The sequence below is a fragment of the Vibrio tapetis subsp. quintayensis genome (assembly GCF_030409945.1).
Lineage (GTDB): Bacteria > Pseudomonadota > Gammaproteobacteria > Enterobacterales > Vibrionaceae > Vibrio > Vibrio quintayensis.
Window position 1 is genome coordinate 24010 of record NZ_JAUFQV010000009.1, and the last position, 19963, is coordinate 43972.

General features: G+C 44.9%; 18 protein-coding genes. 12 read left to right on the forward strand and 6 right to left on the reverse strand.

Annotated elements, in window-relative coordinates; all coding sequences use genetic code 11:
• Positions 1 to 3 precede the first annotated feature (3 nt).
• A complete protein-coding gene (locus QWZ04_RS03130) occupies positions 4 to 801 on the reverse strand; it encodes a sporulation protein (RefSeq protein ID WP_290324833.1) in 798 nt (265 codons plus the stop codon).
• Positions 802 to 1127: 326 nt separating this feature from the next.
• On the opposite strand from QWZ04_RS03130, the gene QWZ04_RS03135 reads away from it, so the two are divergent.
• From QWZ04_RS03135 to QWZ04_RS03155, 5 genes are all read left to right on the forward strand, one after another.
• Entirely contained in the window at positions 1128 to 1295 is a 168-nt protein-coding gene (locus QWZ04_RS03135; RefSeq protein WP_290324835.1) for a hypothetical protein, read from the forward strand.
• A gap of 203 nt (positions 1296 to 1498) precedes the next feature.
• Positions 1499 to 1765: a YihD family protein gene (locus tag QWZ04_RS03140; protein WP_290324838.1), complete on the forward strand. Its 267-nt coding sequence runs from the start codon at positions 1499 to 1501 to the stop codon at positions 1763 to 1765.
• 256 nt (positions 1766 to 2021) lie between these two features.
• Positions 2022 to 3440 carry a cytochrome c oxidase accessory protein CcoG gene (gene ccoG, locus QWZ04_RS03145; protein WP_290324840.1) on the forward strand — a complete coding sequence of 473 codons (1419 nt, stop codon included), beginning with the start codon at positions 2022 to 2024 and terminating at the stop codon, positions 3438 to 3440.
• 51 nt (positions 3441 to 3491) lie between these two features.
• Positions 3492 to 4478 carry a serine/threonine protein kinase gene (locus QWZ04_RS03150; protein WP_290324945.1) on the forward strand — a complete coding sequence of 329 codons (987 nt, stop codon included), beginning with the start codon at positions 3492 to 3494 and terminating at the stop codon, positions 4476 to 4478.
• A gap of 42 nt (positions 4479 to 4520) precedes the next feature.
• Positions 4521 to 5120, forward strand: coding sequence for a thiol:disulfide interchange protein DsbA/DsbL (locus QWZ04_RS03155; protein WP_290324842.1), 600 nt, complete (start codon positions 4521 to 4523; stop codon positions 5118 to 5120).
• 43 nt (positions 5121 to 5163) lie between these two features.
• Here QWZ04_RS03155 and yihG read toward each other — a convergent pair whose 3' ends face one another.
• Positions 5164 to 6048: a 1-acylglycerol-3-phosphate O-acyltransferase, YihG family gene (gene yihG / locus QWZ04_RS03160; protein ID WP_290324845.1), complete on the reverse strand. Its 885-nt coding sequence runs from the start codon at positions 6046 to 6048 to the stop codon at positions 5164 to 5166.
• A 187-nt stretch (positions 6049 to 6235) separates the two neighbouring features.
• On the opposite strand from yihG, the gene QWZ04_RS03165 reads away from it, so the two are divergent.
• Positions 6236 to 7204 carry a DUF2860 family protein gene (locus QWZ04_RS03165; RefSeq protein WP_290324846.1) on the forward strand — a complete coding sequence of 323 codons (969 nt, stop codon included), beginning with the start codon at positions 6236 to 6238 and terminating at the stop codon, positions 7202 to 7204.
• Here QWZ04_RS03165 and QWZ04_RS03170 read toward each other — a convergent pair.
• Positions 7201 to 8724, reverse strand: coding sequence for a YifB family Mg chelatase-like AAA ATPase (locus QWZ04_RS03170; protein WP_290324848.1), 1524 nt, complete (start codon positions 8722 to 8724; stop codon positions 7201 to 7203). The two genes, QWZ04_RS03165 and QWZ04_RS03170, sit on opposite strands and share 4 nt — an antisense overlap.
• 454 nt (positions 8725 to 9178) lie before the next feature.
• Here QWZ04_RS03170 and ilvG point away from each other — a divergent pair, with 454 nt between their 5' ends.
• Genes ilvG through ilvA form a run of 5 tightly spaced genes read left to right on the forward strand, consistent with a single transcriptional unit; the run spans position 9179 to position 15480 of the window.
• Positions 9179 to 10825 (forward strand): acetolactate synthase 2 catalytic subunit, encoded by a 1647-nt coding sequence (gene ilvG / locus QWZ04_RS03175; RefSeq protein ID WP_290324849.1) that lies wholly within the window; start codon positions 9179 to 9181, stop codon positions 10823 to 10825.
• Positions 10825 to 11109: an acetolactate synthase 2 small subunit gene (ilvM, locus tag QWZ04_RS03180; RefSeq protein ID WP_290324851.1), complete on the forward strand. Its 285-nt coding sequence runs from the start codon at positions 10825 to 10827 to the stop codon at positions 11107 to 11109. The genes ilvG and ilvM overlap by 1 nt, the downstream gene beginning before the upstream one ends.
• Before the next feature lie 11 nt (positions 11110 to 11120).
• On the forward strand, positions 11121 to 12071 hold the full coding sequence (locus QWZ04_RS03185; protein WP_102523609.1) for a branched-chain amino acid transaminase: 951 nt from the start codon (positions 11121 to 11123) through the stop codon (positions 12069 to 12071).
• Positions 12072 to 12083: 12 nt separating this feature from the next.
• Positions 12084 to 13940 (forward strand): dihydroxy-acid dehydratase, encoded by a 1857-nt coding sequence (gene ilvD, locus QWZ04_RS03190; RefSeq protein WP_290324855.1) that lies wholly within the window; start codon positions 12084 to 12086, stop codon positions 13938 to 13940.
• A 4-nt stretch (positions 13941 to 13944) separates the two neighbouring features.
• Positions 13945 to 15480 (forward strand): threonine ammonia-lyase, biosynthetic, encoded by a 1536-nt coding sequence (gene ilvA / locus QWZ04_RS03195; RefSeq protein WP_290324857.1) that lies wholly within the window; start codon positions 13945 to 13947, stop codon positions 15478 to 15480.
• A 64-nt stretch (positions 15481 to 15544) separates the two neighbouring features.
• Here the strand turns inward: ilvA and punR are convergent, their stop codons facing one another.
• A complete protein-coding gene (gene punR, locus QWZ04_RS03200) occupies positions 15545 to 16450 on the reverse strand; it encodes a DNA-binding transcriptional activator PunR (RefSeq protein ID WP_290324859.1) in 906 nt (301 codons plus the stop codon).
• Between the two features lie 136 nt (positions 16451 to 16586).
• On the opposite strand from punR, the gene punC reads away from it, so the two are divergent.
• Entirely contained in the window at positions 16587 to 17792 is a 1206-nt protein-coding gene (gene punC / locus QWZ04_RS03205) for a purine nucleoside transporter PunC (RefSeq protein WP_290324861.1), read from the forward strand.
• A 186-nt stretch (positions 17793 to 17978) separates the two neighbouring features.
• Here punC and glmU read toward each other — a convergent pair whose 3' ends face one another.
• Entirely contained in the window at positions 17979 to 19340 is a 1362-nt protein-coding gene (gene glmU, locus QWZ04_RS03210) for a bifunctional UDP-N-acetylglucosamine diphosphorylase/glucosamine-1-phosphate N-acetyltransferase GlmU (RefSeq protein ID WP_290324863.1), read from the reverse strand.
• A gap of 194 nt (positions 19341 to 19534) precedes the next feature.
• Positions 19535 to 19957 carry a F0F1 ATP synthase subunit epsilon gene (locus QWZ04_RS03215; protein WP_290324865.1) on the reverse strand — a complete coding sequence of 141 codons (423 nt, stop codon included), beginning with the start codon at positions 19955 to 19957 and terminating at the stop codon, positions 19535 to 19537.
• Between the last annotated feature and the right edge of the window lie 6 nt (positions 19958 to 19963).

Here is a 19963-nt window from a genome sequence, read left to right on the forward strand (position 1 = left end):
CAGTTAACCACTGGTCGAATCAAGAAACTCGAGCACTTGCTTTCCTGCTTCTTCACCACTGAGATCGACAGGAAGTTCCAGTTGTCTCTTCAATTCACTGGTACCCAACAAGCTCGCAACTAAGCCTCCTAGCCCTTTCTTTTGTCTGTCTATTTCAAACCAGAGCGATAGTTTATCTTCGTCTCGGTAAGCAATGATCTCCAACTCGCGCCAGCGACCATGGAAAGGCCCAGTAGTCGGCACAAACTCAAATTCTTGTACAAATGGCAATTCGAACCCTTTTGCCGCTTCACATTCTACTTGGCGAATACGCAGCCCCTGATCTTCTAAAGCGGTAAAAATTCCGTCTAGCATAGGTTCTGGCCTGACGGTCAACACGTCTTTATCACTTGGATCTACCGCCATAGAAATATCCAAGCCAGTTTCAAGCCACACTTTGGCATCACCAATGGTTACTGGCGTGTTTAAAGGTACATCTAGCTCGACATCAAATTCTCGTTCTTTACCTGACTCAATAGTAAACGCATAAGGTAAAGTCCAACTTGCCAACGCATATTTCACTTTTACTCTTTTTGTTCGATGTTGGCGTTCATCATTGCCCGAAGTGTCGATGACCTCTTCCACATATTGACTGCATAGTTTTAGGTCAATGTTATCGATAGCTTGGTCAGTTGAGCCGCCATAGACGTGAATTTTTATGTTAATTTTCCCACCAGGGACTAAGAATTCCTGCTGTAAGACTGAATCGACCTTGGCACTGCCAATTCCAAAGCTGGCTAATGTTTTCTTAAAAAAAGACATTTAAGACTCCTGTTTTGACACCATAAATTCACTACCGAGATAAAGAACGCAGTGATCAGCTATTTTCCTCCCTCATATTAAGCATGTTGAACAAGCAAGTTCAATCCATTCCCGTTCGCTATTAATATAATGTTCAAAAAACCAGCAAATTATTAGTGTAAACGGTCGCCCAATTTAATTGAAAGTGCTAGTCTATTTAGTGGGTATGATTTCATATCTAAACACCTAATTATGGTTTGGATTGGCACGTGCCAGAAGAGATTTATCTCACGCGATAATTAGGCCATTAATTTGGCAAAGGATATGCCTGACTGTTAGGTAAACTAATGCGCCCAACTTCCGTCAGGTTTTCGCACACTCATTGTAGTGCGTCACGCCGTCGTAGCAGCTTTGTTGCTGCACCAGTAGCAGCTAAAGCAACGCCACAAGTAAACTTAGTTAAGCAAACGGCTCTAACCAGTCCAACGCAAGACAAAGTCACTCAAGCGGCATAATAAAAAAGCGCGGTCTTTAATACTGCGCTTTTTTCTTTTCTATTGATCTGCTAATTTATCCCCACTCATACTAGGGTCGCTCAAGCCTGACGATATGAAGTTATCAATAAGAATAAATTTACAAATAGCCAAAGCTCACATTGCCAGACCATCAAACCGCTTTGTAAGCACCTAATTGGCAACCATGCCCATGGAGAAAGAAAATGAAGTGTCATCGCGTAAATGAATTAATTGAACTGATCCACCCTGAGTGGCAAAAAGATTCAGACATGAACTTACTGAAATTCATCGTAACGCTCGCTAAAGAAGCTGGCTACGAGGGAAAACTCGAAGATCTGACTGACGATGTACTCATTTATCACCTGAAAATGCGCAATAGTCAGAAAGAAGAAATGATCCCAGGCCTTGCCAAAGACCAGGAAGATGATTTTAAGACCGCTATTTTAAGAGCTCGCGGTATCATCGAATAACAAAATGTTCGTTCTAAAAAGCGGTGCCTCTCACCGCTTTGTTGCTTATTCTCATTAATGCAACAGTTCTAGATACTTAATCACCACGCTTTCCTCATGATTACTAACATTTTTGCTAAATCTTGATAGCGCTAAAGAAATTTATTTAATGGCAGCGTTATACTCTCCTATTGCCGTGTCAGGCAGAAAGTAATGTCGGAATAAATAACCAGAAGGCAATGTACCTTCTCGCTTAGCTTAATAAGGACCGTTTTGTATGAGTCAGGACAAAATCGATATCAAAGATGTGACTCCAAAAACCTTTAACCCGAAAACACACAAAGGGAAAAAGGACAGATTCAACCCAAGTAATCAAATTTATATCCGAGAAAGTAAAGGGGCATACCAAAAACTACGCCGTTACGGTGGTTGGTTTTTGCTACTCATGTTTGCGATTGTGCCTTGGATTCCATACGGTGAAAGACAAGCCATTTTGCTAGATATTGGCCAACAACAGTTTAGCTTTTTCGGTACCACACTCTACCCACAAGACCTCACCCTGCTTGCTTTGCTATTTATGATCGCAGCATTTGGCCTATTTTTTCTTACCACCTTTTTAGGGCGAGTTTGGTGTGGTTTTTTATGTCCTCAAACGGTATGGACATTTATGTTCGTGTGGTTTGAAGAAAAGCTAGAAGGTTCAGCCAATAAACGGCGTAAACAAGATGCAAGTAAGCTCACAGCAAAGCTTGCAGTAAGAAAAACCTTAAAGCACCTCGCTTGGTGGGCGATATCCATTGCTACTGGATTAACTTTCGTTGGATATTTTGTACCGGTAACCGATCTGGTGGTGGATTTTGTCACCTTTAACACTAGCTTTTGGCCCGCGTTTTGGGTGCTGTTTTTTGCTGGCTGTACCTACGCAAATGCCGGATGGATGCGTTCTATCGTATGTTTACACATGTGTCCTTATGCTCGCTTTCAGTCAGCGATGTTCGACAAAGACACGTATATCGTGGGTTATGACAATAACCGCGGCGAAACACGCGGTCCACGCTCACGCAAAGCTGACCCGAAAGAGAAAGGCCTTGGTGACTGCATCGATTGCGACCTGTGTGTTCAAGTGTGCCCAACGGGTATCGATATCCGCGATGGACTACAATATGAGTGCATTAACTGCGGTGCCTGTATTGATGCTTGTGACAAAACCATGGAGCGCATGGGTTACCCGACTCGTTTAATCAGTTACACCACGGAACACCGCTTGGCCGGAAATCACACCAAAGTAGTCAGGCCAAAACTCATTGGCTACGGAGTCGTACTCCTTGCCATGCTAGGCCTATTTGTGTTCCAAGTTATCAGTGTTGATCCAGCCGGTTTGAGTGTCCTTCGAGACCGAAATCAACTGTTCAAAACCAACAATGAGGGGCTGATTGAGAACACTTACACCTTAAAAGTGATCAACAAGACCCAACAGACACAAGAATATCAATTGGATGTGTCTGGGTTAACCGATGCAAAATGGTATGGTGCTCAAGCGGTACACGTACAGCCAGGTGAAGTCTTTAACTTACCAATATCGTTAGGAGTAGACTCTGATAATCTCAGCTCTCCTATTTCAACGATTCAGTTTATACTCACCGACAGTGACGATTTTTCCATTCAAGTGGAAAGCCGCTTTATTAAAAAGCTATAAACCTCATATCATTAATAAGGAAAGGGCTCAGCAATGAGCCTTTTTTATTCTATGTCCGAAAATGCTTTTAACTTTAATGCCCTGACTCCCGACTTTATGTGGTATGCCTTAGAAAGCATCGGCATTCGCGCTGAATCGGGCTTACTGGCTCTTAACAGCTACGAAAACCGCGTTTATCAGTTTAGTGACGAAGACAAAAAACGCTACGTGGTCAAGTTTTACCGCCCAATGCGCTGGAGCTTAGAGCAAATTCAAGAAGAGCACGATTTTACGCTTGAAATGGTCGAACAAGAGATCCCGGTCGCGCCACCTATTCACATCAATGGGCAAACCATTCATCAGTATCAAGGTTACCTATTTTCTTTATTTGAAAGTGTTGGTGGGCGTCAATTTGAAGTTGATAACTTTGACCAACTAGAAGGCGCTGGTCGCTTTTTAGGCCGTATTCACAAGGTTGGTGAACGTCAACTTTTTACTCACAGACCAACGATGGGCTTGGATGAGTATCTGCGCAACCCTCGAGAGCTACTGGTACAATCAAATGTGATTCCATCGCATCTAGAAAACAGCTTCTTTGGTGATTTAGATACGCTAATAAAAATGATTGAGGCTCAATGGACCGATAATTCGAAGATTATCCGCCTTCACGGTGACTGCCACCCAGGCAACATCCTATGGCGCGATGGCCCAATGTTTGTCGATCTCGATGACGCGAGGAATGGGCCTGCAATCCAAGATTTATGGATGTTATTAAACGGTGATCGTGCCGATAAACTCGCGCAATTAGATACTATCCTTGAAGGCTATAGCGATTTTTGTGATTTCAACCCAGCGGAACTGGCACTTATAGAACCACTACGCGGCTTACGAATGGTACATTATATGGCGTGGTTGACTAAGCGCTGGGATGACCCTGCATTTCCAATCGCTTTTCCGTGGTTTAACGACCCTAGGTATTGGGAAGGTCAGGTGCTTGCATTCAAAGAGCAAATGGCGGCACTGCAAGATGCACCGCTTTCTTTAATGCCTCAGTGGTAATCAAATACAGCTCATACGGATCTAATGGAGAAAAAATACAACATGAAAAAAATTATTGCCCTAGCAGTAACCCTGCTATTAAGTGTTTCTGCCTACGCTGCACAGTTTAATCAAGATGAGCACTATAAAGTGCTGGATGTGACGGCTTCATCATCACCGCTAGTCACTGAGTTGTTTTCATTCTACTGCCCGCATTGCCATTCATTTGAGCCAATGATTCAAGAACTTAAGCGTCAACTCCCAGATAACGCCAAGCTACAAAAAGTACACGTTTCTTTCATGGGTGGCCCGATGGGCATGTCGATGAGTAAAGCTTACGCGACGTCGATCGTACTAAAAATCGAAGATAAAATGACGCCAATTTTATTTGATCGCATTCATAACATGCGCAAAGCACCAAAAGATGACGCCGAACTGCGTCAAATTTTCTTAGATCATGGTGTTGACGCGAAAGCTTTCGATTCTGCATTCAATGGCTTTGCCGTCGACTCAATGGTACGTCGATTCGATAAACAATTTGAAAACAGCGGTTTAAGAGGGGTTCCTGCTCTTATCGTCAACAACAAGTATTTAGTAAAAACCGAATCTTTAGAGTCTGTCGAGCAGTACTTTGAATTGGTGAACTTCTTGCTAAAGAAATAATCCAAACAAACCTAAAAGGGAGCAATTAGCTCCTTTTTTTACTTTAGTTACGCTTATAAATTGATTTCAACAAATCGTCTTTTTCTTGCCACAAATTATTAAGCCACAACTGAAAACTGCGCTTATACGGCTTATCGTTAAAGTAGTCACCAGTATGTTGCTCACTCATTGGAATGGTACGAATGTGAACTTCAATTCGCTTCAAGCGTCCTAATAACAGGTCTTTAAAAGGCTGCTCTCTATTGTCCGGGTAGGCGATGGTCACATCTATGATGCTATCAAACTGTTCGCCCATTGCAGCCAGCGTATACGCAATACCTCCCGACTTAGGTGCTAATAGATGATCGTATTGTTGTGCCGACTTCTGATGTTTTTCCGCCGTAAAGCGCGTTCCTTCCACGTAGTTCACGACCGTAGTCGGAATGTGTTGAAACTTTTCACATGACTGGCGTGTCGTCTCTAAGTCTTGGCCTCGTTTTTCAGGATGACGTATCAAATACTCTCTAGAGTGACGGCGCATAAATGGCATGTCTAACGCCCAACAAGCCATACCGATAAATGGTACGTATAACAAAGCTTGCTTAAGAAAGAACTTGGGCATCGGTATTTTGTCTTTAAATACGGTGCATAGCACTAAGATATCGGTCCAACTCATGTGATTACAAATCAACAAGTACCATTGATCTTTTCTAAGGTCCTCACCACCGATGACATGCCATTCAACAGGGTTTAGGCCATTAATAATTAAGCCATTAATGCCCGACCAAAAGCGCATAACCGTGTTGGCTACCCGAGTGATAAAACGTTTCGAGCCTTGAGTCGGCAGCAAAACTTTAACTAAAGCCAAGATGACAATCACAGTTGAGCACAGAATATTATTTAACGTACCAAGAAAAAGATTAACTATAAGAATAAGATAAGCAAACATAACAGAAAAACGCAAAGCCCGAATTAGTGAATTGAACGGTGTAGAATTGTACATTTACTGTATGAATTTGTAATCCAATTAATTAATTGACTGATTTATTAGACAAAAGAGCTCGCAAAATGGTCGATTATCACGCCAAAAACCATATACTGGATCAATACTTGGCAACCAACTGTAATGGATTACGATGAAAAAGACACAAATTGCCCTTCTACTAACGGCAACAGCCGTTGCTGCTCCTAGTGTTGCGAGATCAGAAGCCCCCCAAGGATTCAGTGGTGAAATTGCATTAAATACTGCGTTTTTTCAAAGTAAATCGAATCTAAACACCAGCGCAGAAGCACAACGAGTAGAAAATGAAACGCCGACAACCAGCAGCTTTGGTGTATTTCCACTCGGCAACATCAAATACACCTTCGATAACCATCAACTTTTTGCTGGTACCTCTAGAGCCGACATTGCCGTCGGTACTGTTGCGCTAGAAGCCGGTTATCAATACAGATTCTCTGGTGGTACAAAATGGAGTGTTTCTGTACTTCCGACGGTACTGGCAAGCAAAGTATGGCAAGACCCGTATCAACTGACGGGGGCTCGCAAAGAAACAGAAGAAAAAGGCACCGCTTATCGTATGCAGTTTAAAAATATAGCCGGTTCGCTATTTAACTTAGATGTAGCATACGGTGACAGCAAAGTGAGCGATGAGCAATCAGGCTCGGAATACAGCGTATCAGAGCAATCTCAACTCGAGCGAGATCGCCAAGTTTACTACGCTAAGTTTGATATGATGCTGCCACTGTCTCGCACCTTTTTACTGTTTCCAGCCATTAAATACATAGACAGCAAAGCCGACGGTAATGCCATGAGTAACTCAGCACTAGGCGGTGAGTTAACCAGCATAATGATCTTTGGTCAGCATCAATTTGCTGCAACGCTTGGCTACATGAAGCATGAATACAACGAGCAGCATTCTGTGTTTTCCAAAACACGTTCCGACGCCAAGATAAAAAGCTTCATCGCTTATGAATACACCGACTTTTTCGATATAGACAGCCTATCGTTAGTTGCTTTTGCAGGTTACAACACCTCTGATTCAAACATTGAGTTCTATGATGAAACTGGCTTAGTCACCTCTGTCGGTGTTAACTGGAAATTCTAAACCGCTTGCGCGGTAAGCTGTTTCAATAACCGATCCATTGCTCTATACCCTAAGGCCTCCGCTAAGTGAGGCCTTGTTATTTGTGCCTGACCGTCTAAATCTGCAATCGTGCGTGCGACTTTGATTATTCGATGATATGCCCTTATCGATAGGCCAAGTCTGTGCAGTGCATTCTCCAAAAACTCAGCATCGGCTTTTTCTAGTCCACAATGCTTATCGAGTTCTCTCGTCCCTAATAACGCATTCACTTTACCGCCGCGAGACAACATGGTTTCTCTGGCTGTCACGACTCGTTTTTTTACGATGGATGTTGCTTCCCCCCTATCACCTCCTTGCGCCAAGGTGCCCTTAGGTAAAAGCGGGATCTCCAAAGACATATCAAATCGATCAAGTAGCGGCCCAGAAAGGCGATTCAAATAACGCAAGATGATTTGAGGATTGGTACGGGATTGATTACCTTCGTAATACCCGGTAGGGCTAGGGTTAAGCGCGCCTACCAATTGGAATCGAGCAGGAAATCGTGTTTTACCCGCCGCTCTGGAAATAATGATTTCGCCAGATTCCAACGGCTCACGCAATGAATCCAGCACCTTTCGCTCAAACTCTGGCATTTCATCCAAGAACAACAAGCCATTATGAGCCAAAGATATTTCTCCGGGTCTTGGCATCGACCCACCTCCCACCAATGCCGCCATTGAACTCGAGTGGTGAGGAGAGCGAAACGGACGTTGTTTCCAATTGTGCTGATTAATTTCTTGTTGCGTTAGTGACGCCACGGCGGCCGTTTCCATGGCTTCGGTTTCATCCATCTCGGGCAATAAATCGCACAACCTTGAAGCCAGCATAGTTTTCCCGGTACCTGGAGGACCTAAAAAAAGCACGTTATGACTACCAGCAGCGGCTATTTCTAGCGCACGCTTACCTTGCTGTTGACCAATAATATCTCGCAAGCAACGTTCCGGTGCTTCTGGTGGCTGATAACTGGTGGTTTGGAAAAGAGACATGACCTTTTGGCCCGATAAGTCGGTGCATACATCCAACAAATGCGCTGATGACTTGTGCCTTTTCTCACCCACTAACGCGGCTTGATCGCCGTTTTCATCCGGCACCACTAAGCACCGATTTTTACTATTGGCGGCCAATGCGGCAGGCAAGACGCCTTTTACCGGCCGTAATTCACCAGAAAGGGCTAGCTCACCAACAAATTCATAGGTACCGAGCTTAGTGACGGCTATTTGATCTGAGGCGGCTAAGATCCCTAATGCGATGGGTAAATCAAACCGCCCCCCTTCTTTAGGTAAATCCGCTGGGGCGAGGTTGACAGTGATCCGCTTGGCGGGCATCTCAAATCCAGAATTAACAATCGCGCTGCGCACCCTATCTCTTGACTCTTTCACCGTTGTCTCAGGTAACCCGACCAAGCAGAAACCTGGCATCCCGTTGCTAATATGAACTTCTACCGTCACTTCTGGCGCTTCAACACCAATGCATGCTCGGCTATTAATAATTGCCAATCCCATTTCACTTCCTTGTAATAACATTCTTATTGATAACGTTATAAGTACATAACTTTCATCTCATAATTGTTATATATCCTTTTTGAATGCTGATTAAATGTGAAAAAAGTCCTAGTTTTTGCTTGTCATGTAAGCAATGACTGTGATACCACTAGTAGTGCAAACAATTTCGAACTAAAAGAATAAATAATATAAATGAATTTTACCGCTCGCATTAACGTACTCATTACCCTGATTATCGTGGTCATTATTGACTCCGAGCGGGGGCATGTGGGCAGAAGGTAAACCACAGAATGCTTAAAACCCCCGCACTGAAAGGTACGGGGGTTTTTTTATAAGTTTTAAATTAGCACTAACCAGAAACTTGGTTAATACAGGAAGAAATGGAGCACACGATGTGCAAGAGTCGAGCAAGAAATAAGTACTGTTTTACGGTACGATCGCAAGGAGAGCAGCAATGACAGGTGCAGGACTCGTAGTTGCAGCACTACGACAACAAGGAATCAAGACGGTTTTTGGCTACCCAGGTGGGGCCATCATGCCAATATACGACGCCCTATACGATGGCGGTGTTGAGCATGTGCTCTGCCGACACGAACAAGGAGCGGCGATGGCGGCCATTGGCATGGCTCGTTCAACTCAGGATGTGGCAGTTTGTCTCGCCACGTCTGGTCCAGGAGCTACCAACCTCGTTACCGGCCTTGCTGACGCTTTCTTAGATTCCGTTCCTCTTGTTGCGATTACAGGTCAAGTCGCGAGCACACACATAGGTACTGATGCGTTCCAAGAAATGGATGTCATTGGTATGTCTTTATCTTGTACCAAACACAGCTACCTTGTTACCGACATTGAAGAGCTTGCAGCAACCCTTGCAGAAGCATTTGAAGTAGCAAAAACTGGCCGCCCAGGCCCTGTTCTGGTTGATATCGCTAAAGATGTGCAATTGGCTGCTTCTCCTGTTTCAGAACTGCCCTATTTTGAGCCACCAGCGATCCCTGTAGCGACCGTAGAAAATGTTGAACTGGCTCAGCACCTACTGGCACAGAGTCAAAAGCCCGTTTTGTACGTGGGTGGTGGTATTCAAATAGCCAAAGCGACCGAATCGGTTCGTGCATTCTTAAAGCAAAACCCAATGCCATCGGTCAGTACCCTAAAAGGTCTTGGCAGCATAGAAAGACACGACCCTCACTACCTTGGCATGTTAGGTATGCACGGTACTAAAGCCGCGAACCTAGTGGTTCAACAATCTGATCTTTTGATCGTTGTTGGTGCGCGCTTTGATGATCGAGTCACTGGTAAACTGGATACGTTTGCCCCACACGCTAAAGTCATTCACATCGATATTGATGCGGCTGAGTTTAATAAACTTCGCCATGCTCATGCACCAATTCAAGGTGATATCAATGTGATCTTGCCTCAACTCACGTTAGAGCATGAAATCGACTCTTGGTTAACGGAATCAGAATTACTACGCCGTGAAAACAAGTGGAATTACAACCATCCCGGCGATCTCATCTACGCGCCATTAATGCTAAAACAACTTTCTGACATGATGGATGACAACGCCATTGTTTCAACTGATGTTGGACAACATCAAATGTGGGCAGCGCAGCACATTCAACCTCGCGAACCACAAAACTTCATCACCTCAGCAGGCCTAGGCACCATGGGTTTTGGTTTACCTGCGGCAATGGGCGCTAAAATCGCTCGCCCTGATGATCAATCGATTCTGATCTCAGGTGATGGCTCATTCATGATGAATGTACAAGAACTCGGTACGCTAAAGCGCAAGCAAGTTGCTCTTAAAATGGTGCTTATCAACAATCAACGCTTGGGTATGGTAAGACAATGGCAATCCCTGTTTTTTGATGGTCGCCACAGTGAAACCATTCTTGATGACAACCCCGATTTTGTCGTGCTGGCCAGCGCATTTGGTATTCCGGGTAAAACCATCACCAAAAAAGAAGAAGTTGAGCCCGCTCTAAAAGAAATGCTTGAAAGTGACACCGCTTACTTGCTGCATGTTCTAATCTCAGAAGAAGAAAATGTATGGCCACTGGTTCCACCGGGTGCTGCTAACCAAGACATGTTGGAGAATACCTAATGGAAAGATACTTATTAGATATTAAAGCAGATGATAAACCGGTACTGCTAGAGCGTGTTTTACGCGTAGTAAGACACCGTGGTTTCATCATCAAGCAAGTGGCGGCAACACAAAATCATGAAAGCCACGTAGCCAGTGTAGAGATCATCGTAGACAGTGATCGCCCTATTACGTTTTTGACCAACCAAATCGAAAAGTTATGGGATATAAAAAGCGTCACCGTTACGTTACTACACGGTAATGAACTTCCAAATAATAACTTACAACAAAAGCTCGGTGCTTAAGGAATACAGACATGGCAGCAAAAACAGCAGATTACATTTGGTTTAATGGTGAAATGGTTCCTTGGGCAGATGCGAACGTTCACGTACTGACTCACGCGATGCACTACGGCACGTCTGTATTTGAAGGCGTTCGTTGTTACAACACGCCCAATGGCCCGATTGTATTCCGTCATTTAGATCACGCAAAGCGCCTAAAAGATTCAGCAAAAATCTATCGTTTCCCAATCCCGTATACGGTTGATGAAATCATGGAAGCGACACGCGAAACACTGCGCCAGAATAAACTGGATTCCGCTTACATTCGTCCACTTGGCTTTGTTGGCAACGTGGGTTTAGGTGTGTGTCCGCCAGAAGAAACGGAAATGGACCTTATTATTGCCGCGTTCCCTTGGGGCTCATACCTAGGTGAAGAAGCGCTAGAAAATGGCGTTGATGCGATGATTTCAAGCTGGAACCGTGCCGCACCAAACACCATTCCAACCGCGGCCAAAGCAGGCGGTAACTATCTGTCTTCTTTATTGGTTGGCGGTGAAGCTCGTCGTCACGGTTACGATGAAGGCATTGCACTCAGCGTTGATGGCTACTTGTCTGAAGGAGCGGGTGAAAACTTGTTTGTTATTCGCAATGGCATCATTTCTACACCACCAGCAACCAGTGCTATTTTACCGGGTATCACTCGTGACTCGATCATGATCCTAGCAAGAGAAATGGGATATGAAGTTCGCGAAGAAAACATTGCCCGTGAAGCACTATACCTTGCTGACGAAGTATTCATGACAGGCACTGCTGCTGAGATTGTACCGGTTCGTTCGGTCGATAAAATTACAGTCGGAGAAGGCAAACGCGGCCCTATTACTGAAAAAGTTCAGTCAGCGTACTTCGGCCTATTCAACGGCACCACTGAAGATAAGTGGGGCTGGTTAGATTACGTTTACCCAGCAAATGCACCTGCTGCAAAATAAAAGGAATTATTAATGTCTAGCTCTAACAAGAACACTTACCGCAGCGCCACAACAACGCACGGACGTAACATGGCGGGTGCTCGTGCCCTTTGGCGCGCAACGGGTGTTAAAGAAGATGATTTCGGCAAGCCTATTATTGCTGTTGTTAACTCATTCACTCAGTTTGTACCTGGCCACGTTCACCTTAAGGACATGGGCCAACTGGTCGCTCGTGAAATTGAAAAGTCTGGCGGTATTGCGAAAGAATTCAACACCATTGCGGTTGATGATGGTATCGCAATGGGTCACGGAGGCATGCTTTACTCATTGCCTTCTCGTGAGCTGATTGCAGACTCAGTAGAGTACATGGTAAATGCACACTGTGCCGATGCCATGGTTTGTATTTCTAACTGTGACAAAATCACTCCAGGAATGATGATGGCTGCGATGCGCCTCAACATCCCGGTTATTTTTGTTTCTGGCGGACCAATGGAAGCGGGTAAAACCAAGCTTTCCGATCAGATCATCAAACTTGATCTGGTTGATGCCATGATCCAAGGTGCTGATCCAACTATTTCTGACGAGCAAAGTGAGCAAGTAGAGCGCTCTGCGTGCCCAACTTGTGGTTCGTGTTCAGGCATGTTTACAGCCAATTCCATGAACTGTCTAACTGAAGCACTCGGTTTATCTCAGCCGGGTAACGGTTCTATGCTTGCCACTCATGCAGACCGTGAGCAATTGTTCCTTAAAGCCGGTTCTCGTATTGTTGAGTTAACTAAACGTTACTATGAAGATGGCGATGACTCAGCACTTCCACGCAACATTGCTGACCGTGCGGCATTTGAAAATGCCATGGCGCTTGATATCGCGATGGGCGGCTCTAGTAATACCGTATTGCACTTACTTGCGTCCGCTCAAGAAGGCGACATCGATTTCGATATGGACGATATCGATGCCATGTCTCGTCGTGTTCCGCACCTTTGTAAAGTCGCGCCGTCTACACCGAAATACCACATGGAAGACGTTCACCGTGCTGGTGGCGTTATGGCCATTTTAGGTGAGCTTGATCGTGCAGGATTACTGAATAATCAAACTCGCACTGTGCTAGGCCTGACCATGTCTGAGCAACTGGCACAATACGACATCATGCAAACGGAAGATGAAGCCGTACTTAAATTCTTCCGAGCTGGCCCTGCTGGTATTCGTACAACTCAAGCTTTCTCGCAAGATTGCCGTTGGGATCGTCTTGATGATGACCGTGAAAATGGTTGTATTCGTACCAAAGAAAATGCCTTTAGCCAAGAAGGTGGCTTAGCGGTACTTTCAGGTAATGTTGCGCTTGATGGTTGTATCGTAAAAACGGCAGGTGTTGATGAAGAAAACCTTAAATTCCAAGGTCCTGCTATCGTATTCGAAAGCCAAGATACCGCAGTTGAAGGCATCTTAGGTGGCAAAGTAAGCGCTGGCGATGTGGTTGTGATTCGTTACGAAGGCCCTAAAGGCGGCCCGGGCATGCAAGAAATGCTTTACCCGACAACCTACCTTAAATCTATGGGCTTAGGCAAAGCCTGTGCGCTGCTAACCGACGGCCGCTTTTCTGGTGGTACATCGGGCCTCTCTATTGGTCATGTATCTCCTGAAGCCGCTAGCGGTGGTACCATTGGTTTAGTACAAAATGGCGATATCATCACCATCGATATCCCTAGTCGTTCAATTACACTTGATGTCGCTGAAGATGTACTAGAAAAACGTCGTGATGAACAAGACCAAGCAGGCTGGAAGCCAGTGTCACGCGAGCGTGTTGTCTCTCTTGCGCTTAAAGCATACGCAAGCTTAGCAACCAGTGCTGATAAAGGCGCGGTGCGTGATAAGTCGAAATTAGAAGGTTAGTCGTATGACTGTCTCCAATCAAACTGGCGCAGAGTATCTGCGCCAAATCCTAAGAGCCCCGGTATATGAAGTGGCGATGGTAACGCCACTTCAAGACATGCCGAGATTATCTGCTCGATTAGGAAACCAGATCCAACTTAAACGAGAAGATCGCCAGCCGGTTCACTCATTTAAATTACGTGGTGCTTACACCATGGTCGCAAGTTTAAATGACGAGCAAAAACAAGCAGGAGTGATTGCAGCTTCAGCGGGCAACCACGCACAAGGCATGGCGCTTTCAGGCACAAAGCTTGGTATTCAAACCACCATTGTGATGCCTAAAACTACACCGGACATCAAAGTAGAAGCCGTGCGCGGTTTTGGTGGCATTGTGGTGCTTCATGGTAATAACTTTGATGAAGCGAAAGCAGAAGCTGAACGACTGGCGACTGAACATAACTTCACTTTTGTGCCGCCTTTTGATCACCCACTCGTGATTGCTGGGCAAGGCACGATTGGCATGGAAATGCTGCAACAAAACGGTCACTTAGATTATATCTTCGTACCTGTTGGTGGTGGTGGCCTTGCTGCAGGTGTGGCTGTGCTTATAAAGCAACTGATGCCTGAAATAAAAGTGATTGCAGTTGAGCCTGAAGAGTCAGCCTGTTTAAAAGCCGCGCTTGATGCTGGTGAACCAGTCGTACTTGATCAGGTCAGCATGTTTGCTGATGGCGTTGCCGTTAAACGTATCGGCGATGAAACATTCCGCGTTTGTCAGCAATACCTTGATGGCCATATCACCGTATCAAGCGATGAGATTTGCTCTGCGGTAAAAGATATTTTTGAAGACACTCGTGCTATCGCTGAACCCTCAGGGGCCTTGGCACTGGCTGGGCTTAAAAAATACGCTGAGCAAAATCAATTGAAAGACAAGCAACTCGCAACGGTATTGTCAGGCGCTAACACCAACTTCCACGGTTTGCGTTATGTTTCTGAGCGGAGTGAGCTGGGTGAAAAGCGTGAAGGTCTACTGGCGGTAACGATTCCAGAAAGACCAGGGGCGTTCTTAGAGTTTTGTAACTTGATTGGCGGCCGTGCGGTTACTGAGTTTAACTACCGTTTTAACGACGACAAATTAGCGAATATCTTTGTTGGTTTGCGTTTGCAAAATGGCCAACAAGAACTCGATAGCGTCATTCAAGACCTTAAACACGGTGGATACCCTGTAGCTGACTTGTCTGATGACGAAATGGCAAAGCTGCACGTGCGTTATATGATTGGTGGTAAGCCGTCAAAGCCATTAAAAGAGCGTTTATACAGCTTTGAATTCCCTGAATCTCCTGGTGCTTTGCTTAAGTTTTTAAGCACGCTAGGGACTCACTGGAACATCAGTTTATTTAACTACCGCAACCAAGGTGCCGACTACGGCCGTGTATTGTGTGGCTTTGAATTAGAAGAGTTTGATTTAAGCCGATTCTCTGCTCACCTGCGTGAGCTGGGTTACCAGTGTAAAGATGAAACCGATAACCCCTCTTATCGTTTTTTCTTGTCTAGCCAATAAGGCCGTAATTACGGTTAAGTATTCTAACAGCGAGGGATTTCCTCGCTGTTTTTTTGTTTGTTGATCAGTCAGCCCTTAACCAGTCTCGATTCAGTTTTTCTGAGTCTCCTAAGTAATTCACCATCCAATTCACTAGTCGATTATTTTCATCACCACGCCACACCATACAACAATTACTCAAAGGCTTATTTTCAATCAGTTCCCTCTCAACTAACTCACCGGATAATAGATAGGGCTTAGCAATATGCAAAGGCATAAAGCCGATCCCAACATCATTTTTTAAGCACTCAATGGCGCTGTACCAATTGGGAAGTAACAAACGTCTTTGTTGAGGATAGTGCCAGTTATGTCGTTTTGGCAGCACGTTCGATGTATCATCCAAGCAAATCGCCGCAAATGAATTGAGTGTTTCTTCATTTAATTCCGTCAGATTTGACGCGGGGTGATCAGGAGACATGACAAAAGCCCAGTCAAGTTTTCCCATGGGTTTTATTGAAAATTCCCCACCAACGGGAACCGCAGCCGTCGCTCCCAGCACAATATCAGCCCGCTCTTGAGATATCGCCTCCCAAGAGCCGTTAAACACTTCCATATTGATCTGCAATTCAGCAAATTCAAAGGTGTGGTAAAAGTCCTCGATCAACGGTTTTAAATTATCGAGTTTAACCACATTATCCAAGGTGATCTTGAGTGTTTTCTGCCAGCCTTGTGCCGCTCTGCGAGTTTGTGCACTTACCGTCTCCATCTGTCTCAACATCTGTCGGGCGTTATCAATAAAGATCACTCCAGCCGGGGTCAACTCCACCTTTCTGGGTAAACGATGAAACAGCTCAACCCCGAGATCTTGCTCAACTTGCCGAACGCCATAGCTGATGGCTGAAGGCACTTTATGTAATCTTTCTGCTGCTGCAGTAAAGCTGCCCATTCGAGCAACGGTATCTAACATCTCTAATGATTGTCTTGAAAACATAGCTATCAAATTTTTTGAACGATAACTAACAAATATAGCGTTTCCAATTTCCTTTGACCAAAAATACAATCATTTTGATCGAAATATATGGGCTGGCGCCACCTTTTACCCAACAAACATTTTGAATGGAAATTTTATGAACGTCACTAAACGTCAGTTATTTTACTTGGCTTGTCTCTCAATGCTTGGCTTCATTGCCACCGACATGTACTTACCGGCTTTTAAAGCAATGGAAGGCGATTTCGCAACGGGCCCAGAGCAAATAGCGCTTTCTCTCTCGATTTTCTTAGCCGGGCTTGCCATTGGACAAATCCTATGGGGGCTAGCAAGTGACAAATTTGGTCATAGAAACACGCTTGTTGCTGGCCTAATGATTTTCTCACTGGCTTCTTTTGGTCTATCTTTCAGCGAACAAGTGTGGCAGTTACTGTCATTACGCTTCGTGCAAGCTATTGGTGTGTGTGCTCCTGCTGTTATTTGGCAAGCCATGGTCATTAAGCGCTACCCTAGCCAAACCAGCCAACAAGTATTCGCTACCATAATGCCGCTGGTGGCACTTTCACCGGCACTCGCTCCTCAACTTGGTGTGCTATTGCTTAGCCAATTCGGTTGGTCGAGTATTTTTATCGCGTTAACTGTCATTGGTGCTGTTCTCGTTGTTGCAACGTTAGTGCAAACCAAAGACGAAGTGGAACCAAAAACCACCAGCGTCAGCACTGATATCAAGATGTTGGTTAAGTCGAAGCACTACACAGGTAACGTCATCATTTACGCCACCTCGTCTGCCGCTTTCTTTGCTTACCTTACTGGTATGCCAGAGATCATGGCTCAACTGGGGTATGACGCAAAAGACATTGGCCTAAGTTTCATTCCACAAACCATCGCGTTTATGGTGGGCGGATACTTGGGTAAACAATGGGTGAAGAAATTTGGTGATGAGAAAGTTCTTAAGAATTTATTGTTTCTATTTACCGTTTCAGCACTGATGGTGTTCATGGCAACCCAGTGGGAGTTAACTTCTATTCTGCCGCTACTGGCACCATTCTGTTTGATTGCCGTGGCTAATGGAGCACTTTATCCAATTGTTGTTAACCGCGCTTTGTCTAGCGCAAAACAGAGCCCGGCAACGGCTGCTGGTTTGCAAAATAGCTTCCAAATATGTATCTGTGGCCTTGCGAGTGCATTAGTGGCAGGGTTTGCAAGCCAAGCTCTACAAATCACTGGTATTGCTATTATTGTGTGTTTGGTGGGCTTATGGGCGGGGTACTTCATATCGCATCGTGGTTTAAGTGAGCACTTCGCTGTGCCTGATAATGCTCGTGTAGCGCGAGACGAAAAATAGGCAATAAAAAAGGAGCAAAGGCTCCTTTTTTAGATACTAAAAGCTAGGTACTAAAAGCTAGGTACTAAAAGCTAGGTACTAAAAGCTAGGTACTAAAAGCTAGGTACTAAAAGCTAGGTACTAAAAGCAAAGGTACGCCTTGCTCATGGTATATCTATAGGCATGGCGTACTTTCTAGAACTGGCTTTATTTTTTCTTAACTGGGCGCTGCCAATTAGCGATCGTGCGATCTTTTGCACGAGTAATCACTAATTCACTTTCGCCTACGTTTTTCGTTAACGTAGTACCAGCACCGACAGTCGCACCATTAGCAATCGTAACAGGAGCAATGAGTTGGCAATCAGAGCCAACAAATACGTCGTCGCCAATAACCGTTTTAAACTTATTTGCGCCATCGTAATTACACGTGATAACACCAGCTCCAACATTAACACGTTGGCCAATTTCAGCGTCACCAAGGTAAGTAAGGTGGTTAGCTTTAGAGCCCTCACCGATACACGTATTCTTCACTTCCACGAAGTTACCTACATGGGCATCATTACGTAATTCAGCTCCAGGGCGAAGACGGGTAAATGGTCCAACAGTACAATCTTCAGCAACCGTTGCACCTTCGATTACGCTGTATGGGCGAATAATACTGTTGTCATCGATCTCACAATCTTTAAGTACACAACCGGTGCCGATAACCACGTTATCACCCAGAGTCACGTTACCTTCAATGATCACGTTTGTGTCGATTTCAACATCCATGCCACATTGAATGGTACCACGTAGGTCAAAACGAGCAGGATCGCGAAGCATCACACCTTGTTCTAGCAAACGATGTGCGTGCATATTTTGATAAGCACGTTCAAGGCGAGCAAGTTGCGCTCTATCATTCACGCCTTCAACTTCAATAGGGCTAACAGGATGAACCGCTTCAACAGCGCGGCCTTCATTATGTGCCGCCTCAATAATATCCGTTAGATAGTATTCGCCTTGAGCATTTTCGTTTTTCAGCTCAGATAACCAACGTTTTAAATCGCCGCCAGTGGCAACCATCACGCCAGTATTAATTTCTTTAATTAGCTTTTGTTCATCAGTTGCATCTTTTTGCTCAACAATCGCCACTACAGGGCCATTTTTGCGCACAATACGTCCGTAACCCATCGGGTTATCTAGCACAACCGTAAGTAACGCGATGCCGCCATTAGGTTGGGCTTCAAGTAGGTTTTCAACGGTCTCAGAGGAGATAAGTGGCACATCACCGTATAGCACTAATACTTTTTCATCGTCAGCGTATTCTGCTGAGGCTTGGTTAACCGCATGACCTGTACCGAGTTGTTCAGATTGAAGCACCCAGTTTACCGACTCGTTAGCCAAGGTACTTTTCATTTGATCGCCAGCGTGGCCATACACCAAATGAATATTTTGAGCACCAAGACCAGTACAAGTATCAATGACGTGTTTTGCCATAGGTTTACCCGCAAGCGTGTGCAGAACCTTTGGCTTGTTAGAGTACATACGGGTGCCTTTACCCGCAGCGAGGATCACCGCGCTGAATTTCATAGTTGCTATCCCTAGAGACGTTGTTTTTTTATTAAGTTTCAAATTCTAACCTGATTCAGGGGAGATGTTAAATCTGACTGGTTATTTTTTAACTCAAATTAGGTACTTGCCGTTGTTCCCATCATCATTTTAACAGGCAACAGAAAGCAAAAAGGCGACCCTAAGGTCGCCTTTATCATCTACGCTAACGTGAATTAACGTACTTTTTTGGTCAGCTCGATAACTCGAAGCTGAGCAATGGCTTTAGCCAATTCACTCGCCGCTTGAGCAAAGTCCATGTCGCCATGCTGATTCGAAATATTCTCTTCAGCCTTGCGCTTGGCTTCTTCAGCCTTAGCTGCATCAAGATCTTCACCACGGATTGCTGTATCAGCCAGTACAGTCGCTGTACCAGGCTGAACTTCAACAATACCACCAGAAACATAAATAATTTCTTCGTGGCCGTGCAGTTTCACTATGCGCACCATACCAGGCCTAATAGCGGTTAGCAGCGGAGTGTGCCCTGGGAAAATACCCAATTCACCTTCGCTACCGGTCACCTGAAACGTTTCAACCACACCAGAAAAAAGTTTTTTCTCAGCGCTTACAACGTCTAGGTGAAAGGTCATTGCTGCCATATCGCC

Coding starts and splice junctions, on each gene's coding strand:
- ccoG (WP_290324840.1), top strand. CDS start 2,022: ATGAGTCAGGACAAAATCGATATCAAAGATGTGACTCCAAAAACCTTT.
- QWZ04_RS03170 (WP_290324848.1), bottom strand. CDS start 8,724: ATGGGATTGGCAATTATTAATAGCCGAGCATGCATTGGTGTTGAAGCG.
- QWZ04_RS03135 (WP_290324835.1), top strand. CDS start 1,128: ATGCGCCCAACTTCCGTCAGGTTTTCGCACACTCATTGTAGTGCGTCA.
- glmU (WP_290324863.1), bottom strand. CDS start 19,340: ATGAAATTCAGCGCGGTGATCCTCGCTGCGGGTAAAGGCACCCGTATG.
- QWZ04_RS03140 (WP_290324838.1), top strand. CDS start 1,499: ATGAAGTGTCATCGCGTAAATGAATTAATTGAACTGATCCACCCTGAG.
- QWZ04_RS03185 (WP_102523609.1), top strand. CDS start 11,121: ATGGCAGCAAAAACAGCAGATTACATTTGGTTTAATGGTGAAATGGTT.
- QWZ04_RS03150 (WP_290324945.1), top strand. CDS start 3,492: ATGTCCGAAAATGCTTTTAACTTTAATGCCCTGACTCCCGACTTTATG.
- QWZ04_RS03215 (WP_290324865.1), bottom strand. CDS start 19,957: ATGGCAGCAATGACCTTTCACCTAGACGTTGTAAGCGCTGAGAAAAAA.
- ilvD (WP_290324855.1), top strand. CDS start 12,084: ATGTCTAGCTCTAACAAGAACACTTACCGCAGCGCCACAACAACGCAC.
- QWZ04_RS03130 (WP_290324833.1), bottom strand. CDS start 801: ATGTCTTTTTTTAAGAAAACATTAGCCAGCTTTGGAATTGGCAGTGCC.
- punC (WP_290324861.1), top strand. CDS start 16,587: ATGAACGTCACTAAACGTCAGTTATTTTACTTGGCTTGTCTCTCAATG.
- ilvA (WP_290324857.1), top strand. CDS start 13,945: ATGACTGTCTCCAATCAAACTGGCGCAGAGTATCTGCGCCAAATCCTA.
- QWZ04_RS03165 (WP_290324846.1), top strand. CDS start 6,236: ATGAAAAAGACACAAATTGCCCTTCTACTAACGGCAACAGCCGTTGCT.
- QWZ04_RS03155 (WP_290324842.1), top strand. CDS start 4,521: ATGAAAAAAATTATTGCCCTAGCAGTAACCCTGCTATTAAGTGTTTCT.
- ilvG (WP_290324849.1), top strand. CDS start 9,179: ATGACAGGTGCAGGACTCGTAGTTGCAGCACTACGACAACAAGGAATC.
- ilvM (WP_290324851.1), top strand. CDS start 10,825: ATGGAAAGATACTTATTAGATATTAAAGCAGATGATAAACCGGTACTG.
- punR (WP_290324859.1), bottom strand. CDS start 16,450: ATGTTTTCAAGACAATCATTAGAGATGTTAGATACCGTTGCTCGAATG.
- yihG (WP_290324845.1), bottom strand. CDS start 6,048: ATGTTTGCTTATCTTATTCTTATAGTTAATCTTTTTCTTGGTACGTTA.